Consider the following 13,868-nt stretch of genomic DNA (forward strand, 5'->3'; position numbering starts at 1 on the left):
AGATCGCGAAGCGGGGGCGACGCCGTCATGCGTTCGCGACCTGGGCGAGGATGCTCTTCAGCTGGTCCACCTCGACCGCGCCGGGGATCGCATAGGCGCCGTCGATGACCACGAACGGAACGCCGCGCGCTCCCAGCTCGTGGGCCGTGGCGGCATCCCGGTCGACGGCCTCCGCGAACTCGCGCGACTCCAGCGCCCGTCGAGCGGATGCCACGTCGATCCCGACGTCGGCCGCGAGGTCGAGCAGCGACTCCACCGTGCCGATGTGCCGCCCCTCGGCGAAGTACGCGGCGTAGAGGCGGTCGCTGAGTGACGCCCGCGCTCCAACGGTCTCCGCGTAATGCAGCAATTCGAGCGCCAGATGCGAATTCGTGGGGCGAATTCTCTCGGGTTCGTACCCCAGCCCCTCCGCGGAGGCCGTCTTCTTCATCGCGGCGAACACGCGTTCCTGCTCGGCGGCATCCATTCCGCGGTTGGCCTCGAGATATTCGCGAGCGTCGAAATCGACGGGGAAACCGGGCTGCAATTCGAAGGATCGATGCACCACGTCCACCTCCCCGGGAAAGTCCGCCAGCGCCTTCTTCCACCGGGCATCTCCGACGTAGCACCAGACGCACTGCACGTCGGACCACACCTCGATCCGCATCGGTCGGCTCTCTCGCATGGTTCCTCCTGGCTGGCATCCGTCCGGCAGCGGACGTAAAGTGGGGGGTGGCTCCGTTTCACAATATGGGGTCACCCCCCACTTGTCAAAGAATGGATGCCATGGCCAGGCCCCTCCGCGCAGATGCCCGCCGCAACTACGACGCGATCGTCCAGGCGGCGGTGGAAGAAGTCGGATCACGGGGGGCGACGGCATCCCTCGAAGACATCGCGAAGCGCGCGGGCGTCGGATCGGCGACCCTGCACCGCCACTTCCCCACCCGCAATCTGCTGCTGCAGGCCGTCTTCGCCGACGGTATTGCGGCGCTGGCCTCCCGCGCGTCCGACCTGGCGCAGGAACGCGATGCCGGAAGCGCCCTGCGCACCTGGCTGTCGGAGCTCGCGGCCTACAGCGCGAGCACGCGCGGCCTCGCCGACACTCTCGACCTGTCCGCCGGGGTCGACGCCGACCCCGACATGCACACGTGCGAGATCCTGCTGCTGGGGGCGGCCACCACCCTGCGGGATGCCGCGGCGAGCGCCGGCGCGATCCGCCGCGACGTCGGCGCGTACGACCTGCTGTCGCTCGTCAACGCGATCTCGCTCGAGGCCCGGAACCACACCGATCCCGAGGCGTTCGCGACCCGTCTGCTCGACCTCGCGTTCGACGGCATCTCCCGTTCGACGCCATCTCCCGCGACGGACAGTCGCACCTGATTGGGGCGCGTCGCCGGGCGGGCCGGTCAGGACCGACGTGCCCTTCCCAGCGTCAGCCAGGCGAAGAGCACGCAGACGAGAACCGTGGCCCCGAGGACGGCCGAGGCCGAGCGGGGATCGAGCGAGTCCGCGAGCACCCCGAAGACCGGCGCGCCGACGGGGATGCCGATGAGGAGGAAGACCGAGAACACCGCGGACACCCGCCCACGGAGCTCCGCGGTCGCGCGCGCCTGGACCGTGCTGCCGGATTGCGTGACCAGCATCATCGCGGCGAACCCGGCCGCGACGAGGGTGCCCATGTAGACCGCGATGTTCGGGCTGGCCAGCGCGAGGATCGCGAGCACCCCCACTCCCACGGCCCCCCATCGCACCAGGACGACGGACGTGCTGTTGCGCCAGGCGGCGACGAGGGCGCCCGCGATCGTGCCGACCGCGAGGGCCGTCGCGGCCAGCCCCACCTGCTCGGGGCCGGCATCGAAATCCTCCGTGAGGATCAGCGTCGCGAAGGTGACGAAGTTCGGCCCGACGAGTCCCCCCACGGCGGCGATGACGAGCACCTCGGGGAGGACCGGGTCGCGTTTGATGAACGCGAGCGCGGGCCCGAGCCCCCTCGACACGGATGCCACGACCGCGTGGCGCGGCCCTCCCAGCGTCGCGAGGACGATGGCGAATCCCCCGAACAGCGCGGCCCCCACCGCAAACGGCAGAACGAACCCCGTTGACGCCACCAGCACGCCCCCGACGGCGGGGCCGACGAAGCGACCCAGCTGGAGGAAGAGGGCGTTGAGGCTGACGGCGTTCGCGATCCGACCCGTGGACACGAGGTCGACGACGACGGCCGATCGCATCGTCTGCTCCATGAGAGAACCGAGGCCGAAGAGAGCGGCGAGGACGAGCACCGAGGTGATCGAGGCGAGGCCGAGGGCGATGAAGACCGCTTGCGTCGTGGCTACGGTCATCATCACCAGTTCGCCGACCATCAGCACCCGTCGGGGGCCGATGCGGTCGGCCAGCACTCCCGTCCACGGCCCGAACAGCAACAACGGGAGCGACTGGATTGCGAGCGTGAGTCCCAGCAGCGCGCCGCTCCCGCCGGAGAGCTCGAGGATGAGCAGGGACTGCGAGAGCTGGATCATCCAGCTTCCCGTGTAGGCGAACTGCGCTCCGAGCGCGTACCGGCGGAATCTCAGGTCGGCGAAAGACGAGAACATGCGCGCCAGGGTGGCGAGGAGCCCGCGACCGGCAGACTCCTCGCCGTACGTGCCCTGCGTCACGGAAGGGGCAGAGCCGCGAGCGGATCCGCGTCGAAGATCCGGCGTACGCGCGACAGGTCGATCTCGGCGACGAGGATGCCGTCGTGGTCGTGCGCGAGAGGCTCGACGACATCCTGGCCGTCGGGGCCGAAGATGTGCGTGGCTCCACCGCCGACGCTGATCTTGCCGGCCCGTTCCGGCGTGTCCGAGTACCGCTGCGCGAACTCCTCGCCGATCACCTGCGTCGGCGCGACGACGAACATGCCGCCTTCGGCTGCGTAGAAGCTCGTCGCCCCCATGTTCACCTTGGCGCCCATCGTGACGACCTCGGGGACCAGCCCGAACGCGGGCCACGCGGCCACGTGGATCTCCTCACCCAGCCCGTACATCACATGACGGAGCATCGGTCGCTTGTGCTCCGAGCAGTTCAGCGCGCCGATCGTTCCGATACTCGTGTCCGTGACGACGAGGTTGGTCTCGGGGTCGCCCGGGGCGAAGAACGAACCCTCGACCGACGACGGCTTGAGCTTGCGGCGCGCGAGAACCGTCGCGCCGGTCTCGTCGATGATCCACTGCGCCATGTAGATGCGGCCGGCGTCATCGCGTTCGCTCAGACCGAGGACGACCTGGATGCCGTGCTCGGCCGCGGCATCCGCGATGCGAACGTGCTCGGGCCCGCCGTGCACCGCCGAGTTGGCGATGTAGTGCTCCCGCTGGTCCGCCTGCCACTCGTCCGTCCCGAGCCAGAGGAACACCGGGTAGCCCGGGAGCCACACCTCGGGGAACGCGATCAGGTCGGCGCCGGCGGCGGCCGCCTCCGCGATCAGTGTCAGCGTTTTCTGCGTCGTCGCCTCGAGATCGAACCACACGGGCTCGCTCTGTACGGCCGCGACGGTGAATCGACGTTCGCTCATGGGGTGTTTCCTTTCGAAGCCGCGTCGAGGAGGCGGAATTCCGTCCTGCGTTCGCGTTGGCGGATGGGGTCGGGGACAGGGGATGCCATGATCAGGCGCTGGGTGTATTCCTGCGTCGGCTGGGCGGTCACGGCATCCGCCGGACCGGATTCGACGATGCGGCCGGCCTCGAGCACGGCGACATCGTGGGCCATGTGCCGCACCACGGCGAGATCGTGGGAGATGAAGAGGTACGTGAGCCCGAGTTCCCGCTGAAGGTCGAGGAGCAGGTTCAGCACGGTCGCCTGTGTCGAGAGATCCAGCGCGCTCGTGGGCTCGTCGCAGACGATCAGCTCGGGGTCGACCGCGAGGGCCCGCGCGATCGCGATCCTCTGCCGCTGCCCGCCGGAGAAGTCCCGTGGGAGGCGCCGGGCGGCATCCGTGGGAAGGCCGACGTGATCGAGAAGGCCCCGGACCTTCGCCCCCGCGTCCACGGACGACAGCCGCTGGTGGAACTCCAGCGGCTCGCGAAGCGACTCCTCGATCGTCTTCGTCGGGTTGAGGGAGCTGTACGGGTCCTGGAAGATCATCTGGATGCGAGAACTCATCTCCCGACGGGCTCGCTTCGCGGTTCCGGCGAGATCGTTCCCTTCGAAGAGGATGCGGCCCCGGGCCGGACGGACGAGACCGACGACCGCGCGGCCGATGGTGGATTTTCCCGATCCGGACTCGCCGACCAACCCCAGGGTCTTGCCGCGGGCGATCGAGAGGTTCACGCCGCTGACCGCGCGGTGGAGGCGGGTGCGCAGTCCCCGCCGCCGGTAGGTCACGTCGAGTTCCTGGATGTCGAGGAGGACCGTCTTGTCGTTCATCGCGACTCCATCAGGGCGTTCAAGGTGGGCAGCGCGGTGAGCGGGACACGTCCGTAGGGGTTCGCCGCCAGAAGGGCCCGCGTGTACGGGTGCGTCGGCGAGGCGAAGAGCTCTTCGACCGGCGCCTCCTCGACGACAGACCCGTTGCGCATCACGACGGCGCGATCGGCGATGTCGGCGACGACCCCGAAGTCGTGCGTCACGAGGACCAGCGCCATCCCGGTGCTCTCGGTGAGCGAGCGCAGGAGCAGCAGGATCTCCGCCTGCACCGTGACATCGAGCGCGGTCGTCGGCTCATCGGCGATCAGAAGCGTGGGTTCGCCGGCGAGGGCCATGGCGATGCACACGCGCTGGGCCATGCCACCGGACAGCTGATGCGGGTACGACGCGGCGACGCCCGCGGCATCCCGCAGATTGACCTTCGTCAGGAGCTCCATCACCCGCGCGCGAACCTGAGGGCGCGGCACGATGCGGTGCGTCTCGAGGACCTCACTGATCTGGCTGTAGACGGTGCGGACGGGGTCCAGCGCGACCATGGGTTCTTGGCCGATGTAGGCCAGACGAGTCCCGCGGATCCGGTTGAGCTGCGCATCGGTTCGTCCGAGCAGTTGCTGCCCCTCGAATCGGATGCTCCCGCCGTCCACCTCGACGCCGCGAGGGATGAGCCCGAGGATCGCCATCGCGGTCATGGTCTTGCCGCTGCCGGATTCCCCGACCAGAGCCACGCGTTCACCGGCTCGGACGGAGAGATCGACCCCGTGGAGGATCGTGGCCCCGCCGTCGGTCGCGACGCGAACGGTCAGGTCTCGCACGTCGAGGACGCCGTCGGCCTCGCCCGACTCCGTGATGCGGAGCGGTCGCTTCCGCAGGGTGGGCCGCCACGGCGCGCCGGAGACCTGTGCTCCGCGGAGCCGCGAACGCAGGTGGTCGCCGATGACGGCGAACGAGAGCACCGTGAAGACGATGACGAGTCCCGAGGGGACCATGAGCCACGGCTGGCGGTTGATGGCGGCGCTCGCGTCACTGACGAGTCCGCCCCAGCTGGGCGCGGGCGGTGGCGTCCCGAGCCCGAGGAAGTTCAGTCCCGACTCGGTCAGCATGGCGATACCCAGGATCACGCTGGCCTGTACGAGAACCGGCGTGACGATGTTCGGTGCCACGTGCCGCAAGAGGATGCGATGTTCCGGCAGGCCCGAGACGCGGGCGGCGTCGACGTAAGCCTCGGCGCTGGCTGACCTCGCGGCATCCCGCGACAGTCGGTAGAAGACCGGGCTGGTGATGAGTCCGAACACGGCCATCGCGCTGTAGATGTTGCGACCGGTCATCGCCAGGATCGCGAGAAGCAGCACGATCACAGGCACGCTCTGCACCACGTCGAAGACGCGGGAGATCACCGTGTCGACCGCGCGGCTGGAGTATCCGGCGATCAGCCCGAGTGATACGCCGATCGTCGCGGCCACCAGAACCGCCTCCGTGGCGCTCAAGAGGCTCACCCGGCCGCCGTAGAGCAGACGAGAGAGGACGTCGCGGCCGAGCGCATCCGTGCCGAGAGGATGCACCAGCGAGGGAAGCTGCATGGCGCTGGAGAGGTCCTGCTGGATGGGATCGTGTCCCGTGAAGAGCGGCGCACCGAAGCACCCGACGACGATCACGATCAGCCAGAGGGCCGCCAGCGCGAGACCGAACGTCGGACGCGGAAGGCGGGGGCGACGGGAAGCGGAGGAGGATGCCATGAGGTCACCGCACTTTCGGGTTGAGCCAGGCGACGATGACGTCGCTGATGAGGTTCACGACGATCACGAGAAGAGCCATGACGAGCACGAGCGCCTGCATGAGCGGGAGGTCGAGACGGTTGACGGCCTCGAAGATGAGGCTGCCGAGCCCGGGGAGTCCGAAGACCTGCTCGATCACGACGACGTTGCCGAGCATCGTGATGAATTGCAGGCCGACGACGGCGATGATCGGTCCGGCCGCGTTGCGGAGGAGATGACCCCACACGATCGAGCGGGGGCTGATCCCCTTCGCCCTCAGCGTGCGCACGAACTCCTGGTTCATGAGGCCGAGCATCGCCGCCCGGGTCTGCAGTGCGACCGCGGCGGTCGCTCCGGCCGCCAGCGCGACGGCGGGAAGGATGATGTACCGCGCCCATTTGCCCGGGTCGTCGAACAGGTCGGTGTAGCCCGACGGAGGAAGGACGCGCAGCCAGATGGCGAACACGATCACGATGACGAGACCGAGCCAGAAGCCCGGCACCGACATGCCCAGGGTCACCACGACCTGCGCGACGCGATCCAGTGCCCCACCTCGCACGGCGGCCGCCGCCCCCAGGGAGACGCCGACGAGGACGGTCAACACGGTGGCGGCGCACGCGAGCGACAGCGTCACGCCGATGCGACCCGCGACGACGTCCGCGACGGGCTGCGACGAGAAGTAGCTCTGCCCGAGGTCGCCGGTGAGGGCGGACCCGAGCCACTGCGCGTACCTTTCCCCGATCGGCAGGTCCAGGCCCAGCTGCGAGCGCAGGGCGGCGATCTGCTCCGCGGACGCGGACTCGCCCAGGATCGCCGTGGCGGGGTCACCGGGGAGAAAAGGCACCAGGAGGAAGGTGAGGAGCGAAACGACGAAGAGGATGGGGAGGGCGAGGGCGATCCGTCGCCCGATCACAGCGAGCATCGTGCCTCCTTTCGAGGAAGGGGTGGTGAGCGGAGGGCGCTCCGCTCACCACCCGGTCGTCAGGACGTGGGAGCGAACGAGTAGATCCACGGGGTGCTCATCCCCGGCCAGATCTCGACGTTCACACGGGGGTCGGCGTAGGCGATCGTGTAGCCGTTGTAGATCGGCACGAACCAGGCTTCTTCGGTCAGGATGCCGTTGATCTTCTGCCACTTCTCGGCGGCGTCCTCGGGCGTCGCCGTCGCGATCTGCGCGTAGAGGTCGCTGATCTCGGTGCTCTCCGACTTGAAGGGGTTCTGGAGCCCACCGGGGAAGAGGATGTTCGGCGCGAGCGAGAAGAGGTCGAGCTGGGCGTTCTGGAGCGTGTACGCCGGGGTCACGCCCTTCTGAACGTCGGGGAAGAAGTTCGCTTGGGAGTCGTTGATCGTGACGGTCACTCCGACCTGGGCGAAGTAGCCCTGAATCGCCTGGATGAGAGCGGTGTGGATCGGCGGGATCGTGATCGCCATCTCGAACCCATTCGGGTACCCCGCCTCGGCGAGGAGCTTCCGCGCCCGGTCGGGGTCATACGTGTACGTGCCCTCGAGGGCTTCGTCGTAGCCGGCGGTCTGGGGCCCGAACCACTGGTCGGTCACCGTCCCGTAGCCGAGCGCGACGGTGTTCAGGATCGCCTCGCGGTCGATCGCGAAGTTCAGCGCCTGCCGTACACGGACGTCGCCGAGCGCGGGAAGCATGGTGCCGTCGCGGTCGGAGAGAACGATGCCGACGGTGTTCGTCTCCGCCGTGATGACGTTCAGACCCGCCGACTTCGCCGCGTCGGCCGTGTCGGCGGCACCGTAGGCGATCTGAACTTCGCCCGCTCGCACGGCATTGAGCACCGCGTTGGCATCCGCGTACTTCTTGAATCGCAGCTCGTCGTACGGGAATGCGTCGGCACCGCCCCAGTAGTCCGGGTTGCGGACGAAGGTCCAGTGATCGCCGGTGAGCGAGTCGGCGGCATCGAGGGTGTACGGCCCGGTGCCGACTGGCGCGGTCGCCAGGGTCCCGCCGTCGATCGCGGCGGGGCTGGCCATCATGCCCAGGTTCTTCGAGAGCGTCAGCTCGAGGGAGGGGTCGGGCGAGGAGAGGGCGAGCGACACGGTCGAGTCGTCGACGACGGTGACCGACGCGACCTTCGAGAAGAGGCTGGCGTCGGGTCCCGCGGCGGTGGCGACGCGGTCGAGGTTCTCCTTGACGGCTTCTGCGTTGAACGGGGTGCCGTCGCTGAACGTGACGCCCTCACGCAGCGTCATGACGAACTCGAGGTCGGACGGACGCTCCCACGACGTGGCGAGGTTGGGTTCGAAGCCGCCGTCGACCGTGTAGCGGATCAACTGGTCGTAGACCGGCTGCAGCATCCACGGCGCGACGCCGGAGTCGGAGAGGATCGGGTCGTACGTCGTCAGCGGTCCGATGACGGCGATGCCCAGTTCGTCTGTTGCGCCCTCGGCGGAGCCGGTGGCGGTGGAGCCGGAGCAGCCGGCCAACAATGCGCCGGTCATGACGACGGCGAGGGCGGAGAGGAGAGTTCTTCGCACGCGATTTCCTATCGTGTCGGGGATTGCAAAGAGAACGGAGAGGGGCGGGTCATACCTCGGGCAAGGGGGCGGATGCCGGTGCACCGAGGTTCTTCTCGAGTCCGTAGGCGAGATCGAGAAGCATCTGCTCCGCATCCGGCTGCGTCGCCAGTGCGGTGGTGAAGTGCATGAGTCCGTCGGCGCCGACGGCGCCCGGGATCGTGAGGGCGGGATACCCCGACTTCGAGCTGAAGTAGGCCGCACCGCCGCCGGGGAACAGCACGACATCGACCGAGAACCGCTCGTGGATCCGCTCGAGGGTGCGACGCGTGCCGGATCGCTCGAGCTGCCAGACGTCGTCGCGATGGGATCGGTCGCGCTCCAAGTCGACCTTCGCCGAGCGGAGCAGATTGTCCGCGCCGTACGGCATCCGGGCCGTCGGGTCGGCGAGGTAGTGGGCGACGAGCGAATCGAAATCGTCGACGCCGGTCGGTGCCCGTACGCCGGCGAGGTAGGGGTCGATGTTCTCGCGGAAGTCGTAGGTGGGCACGGTGAGGTCGCCGTGCCCTCGCCAGGGGAGGTCCTCGAGCAAAGGGACGAGGGCGGCACCGGCGGCCCGTAGGTGTGCGAGCCGCTCGCGCCAGTGGGCGAGGTCCTCGCCGGAGACCCCCGCGAGCATCGGGATTCCGACCGTCAACGACTCCATGCGGCGGTCGTCGAGGCGGGAATGGAACTCGTCCGCGCGCTCGTGCACGATCGCCGACATCGTGGCCGCCAGGTGCCGCGACGAGAGCGACATGGGTCCCGGGGTGTCCTGACGCGGTGAGATCGGAACGACTCCGCGGACGCTGACCCGGCCCACCGTAGGGCGGAGGCCGAAGACACCGTTCAGGCCCGCCGGATTGAGGATGGATCCGCCGGTATCAGTGCCGATGGCGACATCGACGTACCCTGCCGCGACCGCGACGGCGGCACCCGAGCTCGAGCCGCCCGTCGACAGTCGTGGGTTGTGGGGGTTGAGCGGGCGGCCACCGAGTGCGCTGTAGCCCGCCGGCGCGGCGAACGTCACCCAGCCGGACAGTTCGAGCTGGGTGGTCTTGGCGACGAGCAGGGCCCCCGCGTCACGGAGCGCGTCGACGACGTCGGCGTTCCGCACAGGCTCGGCGCCCTCGAGAGCGAGAGATCCCGTCGTCGTCGGAAGTCCCACGACGTCGATGTTGTCTTTGACGGCGACGGTCAGCGCGCTCAGGGGCCCCTCGGGATGGGTGGCCGGTCGGGGCGCCAGGGAACTGATCGCGTTCAGCCCGTTGTGGCCGCCGTCGAACGCGCGGATGCGACTCCGGGCCGCGTTCCATTTTTGCTCACCGAAGGACGAAACCGGCGGTGCAATAGGCGTTGGGTTGATCACAAAAGCAGTAGACCACGCCGAATACGCCGCGCTTTCCTGCGGAAGCGAGACTTAATGGACGTGCAACGTCACGGAAACATGCCGACGTTTACAGGAAGGATCTCTGCAATTTTGTCGTCAAAAGTACCGAACCGGACGGATTAACGTATCGTGGCGTCCATGACCGATCTCTCCCATCGCAGCGTCTCGTTCGCGTCGTACAACCGCGCTGCCGCCCTCGATCTGATCCGGCGGAGCGGTCCGCTCACTCGACGTGAACTGGCGGATGCCCTCGGACTCTCACGCGCCGGGATCGCCACGGTCGTCGATCAGCTCGTGATGAGCGGCGCTGCCGTGGAGGAGCAGGGGGAACGAACGAAAGGGGGCCCCGGACGACCTCCGCGGCTCATCACCCTGGTCGAGGTGGGAGGCGCGAGTGTCCTCGCCCTCATCGTGCGGCCTCGACGCGTCGAAGCGGCGCTCGTGTCGTCCGGTGGCGAGGTCACGGCGTCGAGGTCCGCGGAGATGCCCTTGAGTTCGGATGCCTCGGCTTCCGCGCGAGAGCTCATCGCCCTCGCGAAGGCGGTGACGGCGGGCGTCGAACCTGGCCCGTCGGCGGCAGCGCTGGTTCTGCCGACCCTCGTTCACGACGGCGGACGCATCGACCACCACGGTGCGCGAGAGTTGATGCCGACGTGGCTCGACGAGGACGTGGTGCTCTCCCTCGAACTCGAGCTCGGACTGTCGGTGGACGTGGTGAACGAGACGGTCGCGGCGGCCGTGGGCGAGGCGGCGCTCGCGGGCACGGGGGTGGAGCGCTGCGCGATCTACGTCAAGGTCGGCGCCTCGGGCACCGGGATGTGCACCCTCGTGGGCGGCGTTCCGTTCGGCGGCGCCTCGGGCATCGCCGGCCAGCTGGGGCACATCAGCATCCGCGGCCAGGGGGTGCGCTGCCCGTGCGGTCAGCGTGGGTGCATCGCCGCCGAGATCGACTATCAGGTGCGCGAAGAGCTCGAACGGCGTCGCGGGCACCTCACGCGCTTCTCCGTCGAAGACCTCGTCCGCGAGGCGAAGGACGGCGAGCCCGCCACGCGACGGTTCTTCTATGACATCGGCATCCAGCTCGCCCCCGCTCTGGGCGCGGCGATCAATCTTCTGCAGCCGTCCACCGTCGTCATCGGCGGGGATCTCGCGGACGGTGACACCGGCTTGCTCGCCGGCCTGGAGGGCGAGCTGTCCCTCTCCGTGCACCCCGGTATCGCGGAGGGACTGCAGGTGTCGGTCTCGCGCTTCGGCTCGATCTCTACCGCAGTCGGGGCCGCGTCGCTGATCGGTGATCGTGCGCGGAGCCAGGGGCAGCGGATGCCGGTCCCCCTGACGCCTCATCCCGCGGGTGCGCCGACCGCGACCATCGTCTCGCCACGTTGACGGCCGTAGTGACGAAGTGTGCACTCGACGAGCTCGAGATTCAGCTCCACCCCGTCGAGCAGCCGCGGCCCGCTCCGACCGACCCAGGGCGCTTCAGTGCCCCTATCGTGTGTTCCCGGTGGAACCGATCAGCCCTGTGTGTAGAAGAATCGTTCGCCGGTGATTTGCCCGTTCTGGTTGTTCGTCGCGACGTGACCCTCCGAGTTGGTCCCCGCGCTCACCCCGACCCAAACCGTGTCACCCAATGACGGGGGATGGGGGTGAGGCCAGACCGCGCAGCCAGTGGGCGAGGTAGAGCGACTCGCCCCGTCGACCAGCAAGACGTCGGCTCCGCGCATCCACGGCTCCTAACGCTCTCGGCCAATGGTGGGCAACGCGGTGAGTTTGAGAACCCCGACCGACGTCGACCCGAGGTCGGTCGAGGCGAGCGACGCCTTCCCAGCGCCCCACGACAGTTCGCCACACGCTCTCGGGCGTGCACATCGAGTGTTCCTACTGCGCGGACGGGACCGCCAGCGCACGGGACTCCTCGATGGTCTTACCGAGGAGTTCGACGAGGGCGGCGCGATTGCTGTCGTTCGTGATGCCGCCGGGGGTCAGGATGGGCTTCACGATTCACCCGGATCAGTCGAGGAACTGTCGGACCGCTCAGACTTGACTGTGCTGGTGCGACGGTTCCGGGGCGCGACGATATGAAATGTCCACGGTCGGCGGCAGCAAGTCGCAAGCGATTTGTTCATCTTGAGGTTCGTTCTGAGGCCACGCCAGGCTCGGTAGGTTTCACATATGGCGAAGAACCGGAAGATCGAGCAGCAGATCGCTGTCTTTGGAGAGAGCGGCAGCGGCAAGACCGTCCTGGTCTCATCGTTCTATGGCGCGACACAACAACAGTCGTACAAGGCCGAGCACCCTTACGAGGTGGTCGCGGACAAGCAGTCCCAGGGTCGCTCGCTGTACCAGGCGTACCTCGGCATGCGCGGATCCGCGACCGTCCCACTCACTACCCGCTTCGACTCGGAAACCTATGCCTTCACGGTTAGGGCAAAGGAATCTCCGCAGGGGAACGACGAGAAGCGTCGACCATTCGACGCAGTGCAGATCGTCTGGCATGACTACCCCGGCGAGTGGTTCGCTCAGGATCTCGAGGGACCCGAGGCAGATGCGCGGGTAGCCACCTTCCGGCGGCTCCTTCGATCGGATGTCGCTCTTCTCCTCGTAGATGGGCAACGGCTCGTCGACAACGCTGGAGAGGAGGAGCGGTACTTGAAGTCGCTCCTCGCCAACGTGAGCAACGGTCTCCGCCTGATGAGAGACGATTTGCTCGAGGGAGGCAAGAAGTTCGTCGAGTTCCCCAGAATCTGGGTGCTGGCCCTCTCGAAGTGCGACCTGCTCCCCGGCATGGGCGTGATCGATTTTCGCGACCTCGTGATCGAGAAGGCCACCCATGAACTCAACGAACTCGAGAGCACGCTTGCGAGCTTCATCGAGGCGCCCGAAGCATTGTCAGTGGGCGAGGACTTCATCCTGCTCTCGTCCGCAAAGTTCGAGCCCGGCAAGATCGAAGTCACGGAGCGTGTGGGGCTCGATCTCATCCTTCCACTCGCGGCCATGTTGCCGTTTGAGCGTCACGTCAAGTGGGCAAAGGGGATGACGGAGCGGGGCAAGGTCTACGAGCACCTTGTCGCGGGAGGGGTCTCGATGGCCGCCGCGCTCGGAGGGCTCGGGACCCTGGCCACGAAGCTTGCAGGCAAAGACAACAAGCTTCTGTCCTCCCTCGGTCTCATCCTGACTCACTTCGGCTCTGCGATTGAAGATCTTGCGAAGATGGGCGGCGACAAGCTCACAGCGGCGAACCGGGACGCGGTCTCCAAGCACGAGAACCTGCGGAGCACCCTCACGGGATTCCAGCTGAAACTCGATGAAGCCGAAGCCGACGAGGTCTTTCTGCGGAGTAGTAAGTGACGTTCATCTGGGCAACGCGCGGCCGCACGTGGGGGTTTAGGTTCTTGTTCGATGCCGGCCTCGCCGATCCGCGGGCGGAGTACCTCCGCCGTTTCGCCGGTGTCGAGAATGCGATGCCCGCATTTAGGAGGGACGGCGACGTCGTGGTCGCACGCTTCCCCGACCCGCTGAACAGACGCGACTCCGCGGGACGTGTTATCCCGCACGAATTCGTCGTGTTCTCACCGACGTCCAACGCGATTTCCTCGGTCGACGACGCAATACGCGAGCTATGGCCCGAAGTGGATGGGACCTTCAAACGCATTTGGGACGGACCGGACCCCACGAAGAGTCACTGACCAGATTGGAGATCACATGGCCCGCTTTGGGAACAGCGCAGACCCGAGCCTCCGGCTAGAGACGACTACAGGCGCTTTGGGTCAGCTCCAGTACGTCGCCTTCCCGGCGCGAAGGACTCGGGTCTCACCGACGGAGCACATCGAGAC

The 13,868-nt window shown here is 67.7% G+C and carries 12 protein-coding genes; 4 read left to right on the forward strand and 8 right to left on the reverse strand.

Annotated elements, in window-relative coordinates; all coding sequences use genetic code 11:
- Positions 1–25 precede the first annotated feature (25 nt).
- Positions 26–664, reverse strand: a complete 639-nt coding sequence (locus FE256_RS04995; protein WP_171024207.1) for a DsbA family oxidoreductase — start codon at positions 662–664, stop codon at positions 26–28.
- Positions 665–765: 101 nt separating this feature from the next.
- Between FE256_RS04995 and FE256_RS05000 the strand changes: the two genes are divergently transcribed.
- Positions 766–1,359 carry a TetR/AcrR family transcriptional regulator gene (locus FE256_RS05000; protein ID WP_212743477.1) on the forward strand — a complete coding sequence of 198 codons (594 nt, stop codon included), beginning with the start codon at positions 766–768 and terminating at the stop codon, positions 1,357–1,359.
- A gap of 26 nt (positions 1,360–1,385) precedes the next feature.
- Here FE256_RS05000 and FE256_RS05005 read toward each other — a convergent pair whose 3' ends face one another.
- From FE256_RS05005 to FE256_RS05035, 7 genes are read right to left on the reverse strand one after another with little or no spacing between them, the layout of a single operon-like run.
- Positions 1,386–2,633, reverse strand: coding sequence for an MFS transporter (locus tag FE256_RS05005; RefSeq protein ID WP_138173393.1), 1,248 nt, complete (start codon positions 2,631–2,633; stop codon positions 1,386–1,388).
- The gene (locus tag FE256_RS05010; protein WP_138173395.1) at positions 2,630–3,526 is read right to left on the reverse strand and encodes a nitrilase-related carbon-nitrogen hydrolase; all 897 of its coding nucleotides are present in this window, start codon (positions 3,524–3,526) and stop codon (positions 2,630–2,632) included. Before FE256_RS05010 ends, FE256_RS05005 begins: the two co-directional genes overlap by 4 nt.
- Complete coding sequence (locus FE256_RS05015) at positions 3,523–4,377, reverse strand: ATP-binding cassette domain-containing protein (protein ID WP_138173397.1); 855 nt, start codon at positions 4,375–4,377, stop codon at positions 3,523–3,525. The genes FE256_RS05010 and FE256_RS05015 overlap by 4 nt, the downstream gene beginning before the upstream one ends.
- On the reverse strand, positions 4,374–6,110 hold the full coding sequence (locus FE256_RS05020; RefSeq protein ID WP_138173399.1) for a dipeptide/oligopeptide/nickel ABC transporter permease/ATP-binding protein: 1,737 nt from the start codon (positions 6,108–6,110) through the stop codon (positions 4,374–4,376). The genes FE256_RS05015 and FE256_RS05020 overlap by 4 nt, the downstream gene beginning before the upstream one ends.
- 4 nt (positions 6,111–6,114) lie before the next feature.
- Entirely contained in the window at positions 6,115–7,050 is a 936-nt protein-coding gene (locus tag FE256_RS05025) for an ABC transporter permease (protein WP_138173401.1), read from the reverse strand.
- A 59-nt stretch (positions 7,051–7,109) separates the two neighbouring features.
- Positions 7,110–8,627, reverse strand: a complete 1,518-nt coding sequence (locus FE256_RS05030; protein WP_171024208.1) for an ABC transporter substrate-binding protein — start codon at positions 8,625–8,627, stop codon at positions 7,110–7,112.
- Positions 8,628–8,676: 49 nt separating this feature from the next.
- Positions 8,677–10,014, reverse strand: a complete 1,338-nt coding sequence (locus FE256_RS05035; RefSeq protein WP_138173405.1) for an amidase family protein — start codon at positions 10,012–10,014, stop codon at positions 8,677–8,679.
- A 159-nt stretch (positions 10,015–10,173) separates the two neighbouring features.
- On the opposite strand from FE256_RS05035, the gene FE256_RS05040 reads away from it, so the two are divergent.
- From FE256_RS05040 to FE256_RS05055, 3 genes are all read left to right on the forward strand, one after another.
- Positions 10,174–11,421 carry an ROK family transcriptional regulator gene (locus FE256_RS05040; RefSeq protein ID WP_138173407.1) on the forward strand — a complete coding sequence of 416 codons (1,248 nt, stop codon included), beginning with the start codon at positions 10,174–10,176 and terminating at the stop codon, positions 11,419–11,421.
- Between the two features lie 786 nt (positions 11,422–12,207).
- Positions 12,208–13,383: a TRAFAC clade GTPase domain-containing protein gene (locus FE256_RS05050; protein ID WP_138173409.1), complete on the forward strand. Its 1,176-nt coding sequence runs from the start codon at positions 12,208–12,210 to the stop codon at positions 13,381–13,383.
- The gene (locus FE256_RS05055) at positions 13,380–13,721 is read left to right on the forward strand and encodes a hypothetical protein (RefSeq protein WP_138173411.1); all 342 of its coding nucleotides are present in this window, start codon (positions 13,380–13,382) and stop codon (positions 13,719–13,721) included. The genes FE256_RS05050 and FE256_RS05055 overlap by 4 nt, the downstream gene beginning before the upstream one ends.
- The last annotated feature ends 147 nt before the right edge of the window (positions 13,722–13,868 follow it).

The sequence above is a fragment of the Microbacterium sp. 5K110 genome, assembly GCF_005774735.1.
Classification (GTDB): domain Bacteria; phylum Actinomycetota; class Actinomycetes; order Actinomycetales; family Microbacteriaceae; genus Microbacterium.

Coding starts and splice junctions, on each gene's coding strand:
- FE256_RS05000 (WP_212743477.1), top strand. CDS start 766: ATGGCCAGGCCCCTCCGCGCAGATGCCCGCCGCAACTACGACGCGATC.
- FE256_RS05020 (WP_138173399.1), bottom strand. CDS start 6,110: ATGGCATCCTCCTCCGCTTCCCGTCGCCCCCGCCTTCCGCGTCCGACG.
- FE256_RS05015 (WP_138173397.1), bottom strand. CDS start 4,377: ATGAACGACAAGACGGTCCTCCTCGACATCCAGGAACTCGACGTGACC.
- FE256_RS05050 (WP_138173409.1), top strand. CDS start 12,208: ATGGCGAAGAACCGGAAGATCGAGCAGCAGATCGCTGTCTTTGGAGAG.
- FE256_RS05040 (WP_138173407.1), top strand. CDS start 10,174: ATGACCGATCTCTCCCATCGCAGCGTCTCGTTCGCGTCGTACAACCGC.
- FE256_RS05025 (WP_138173401.1), bottom strand. CDS start 7,050: ATGCTCGCTGTGATCGGGCGACGGATCGCCCTCGCCCTCCCCATCCTC.
- FE256_RS04995 (WP_171024207.1), bottom strand. CDS start 664: ATGCGAGAGAGCCGACCGATGCGGATCGAGGTGTGGTCCGACGTGCAG.
- FE256_RS05010 (WP_138173395.1), bottom strand. CDS start 3,526: ATGAGCGAACGTCGATTCACCGTCGCGGCCGTACAGAGCGAGCCCGTG.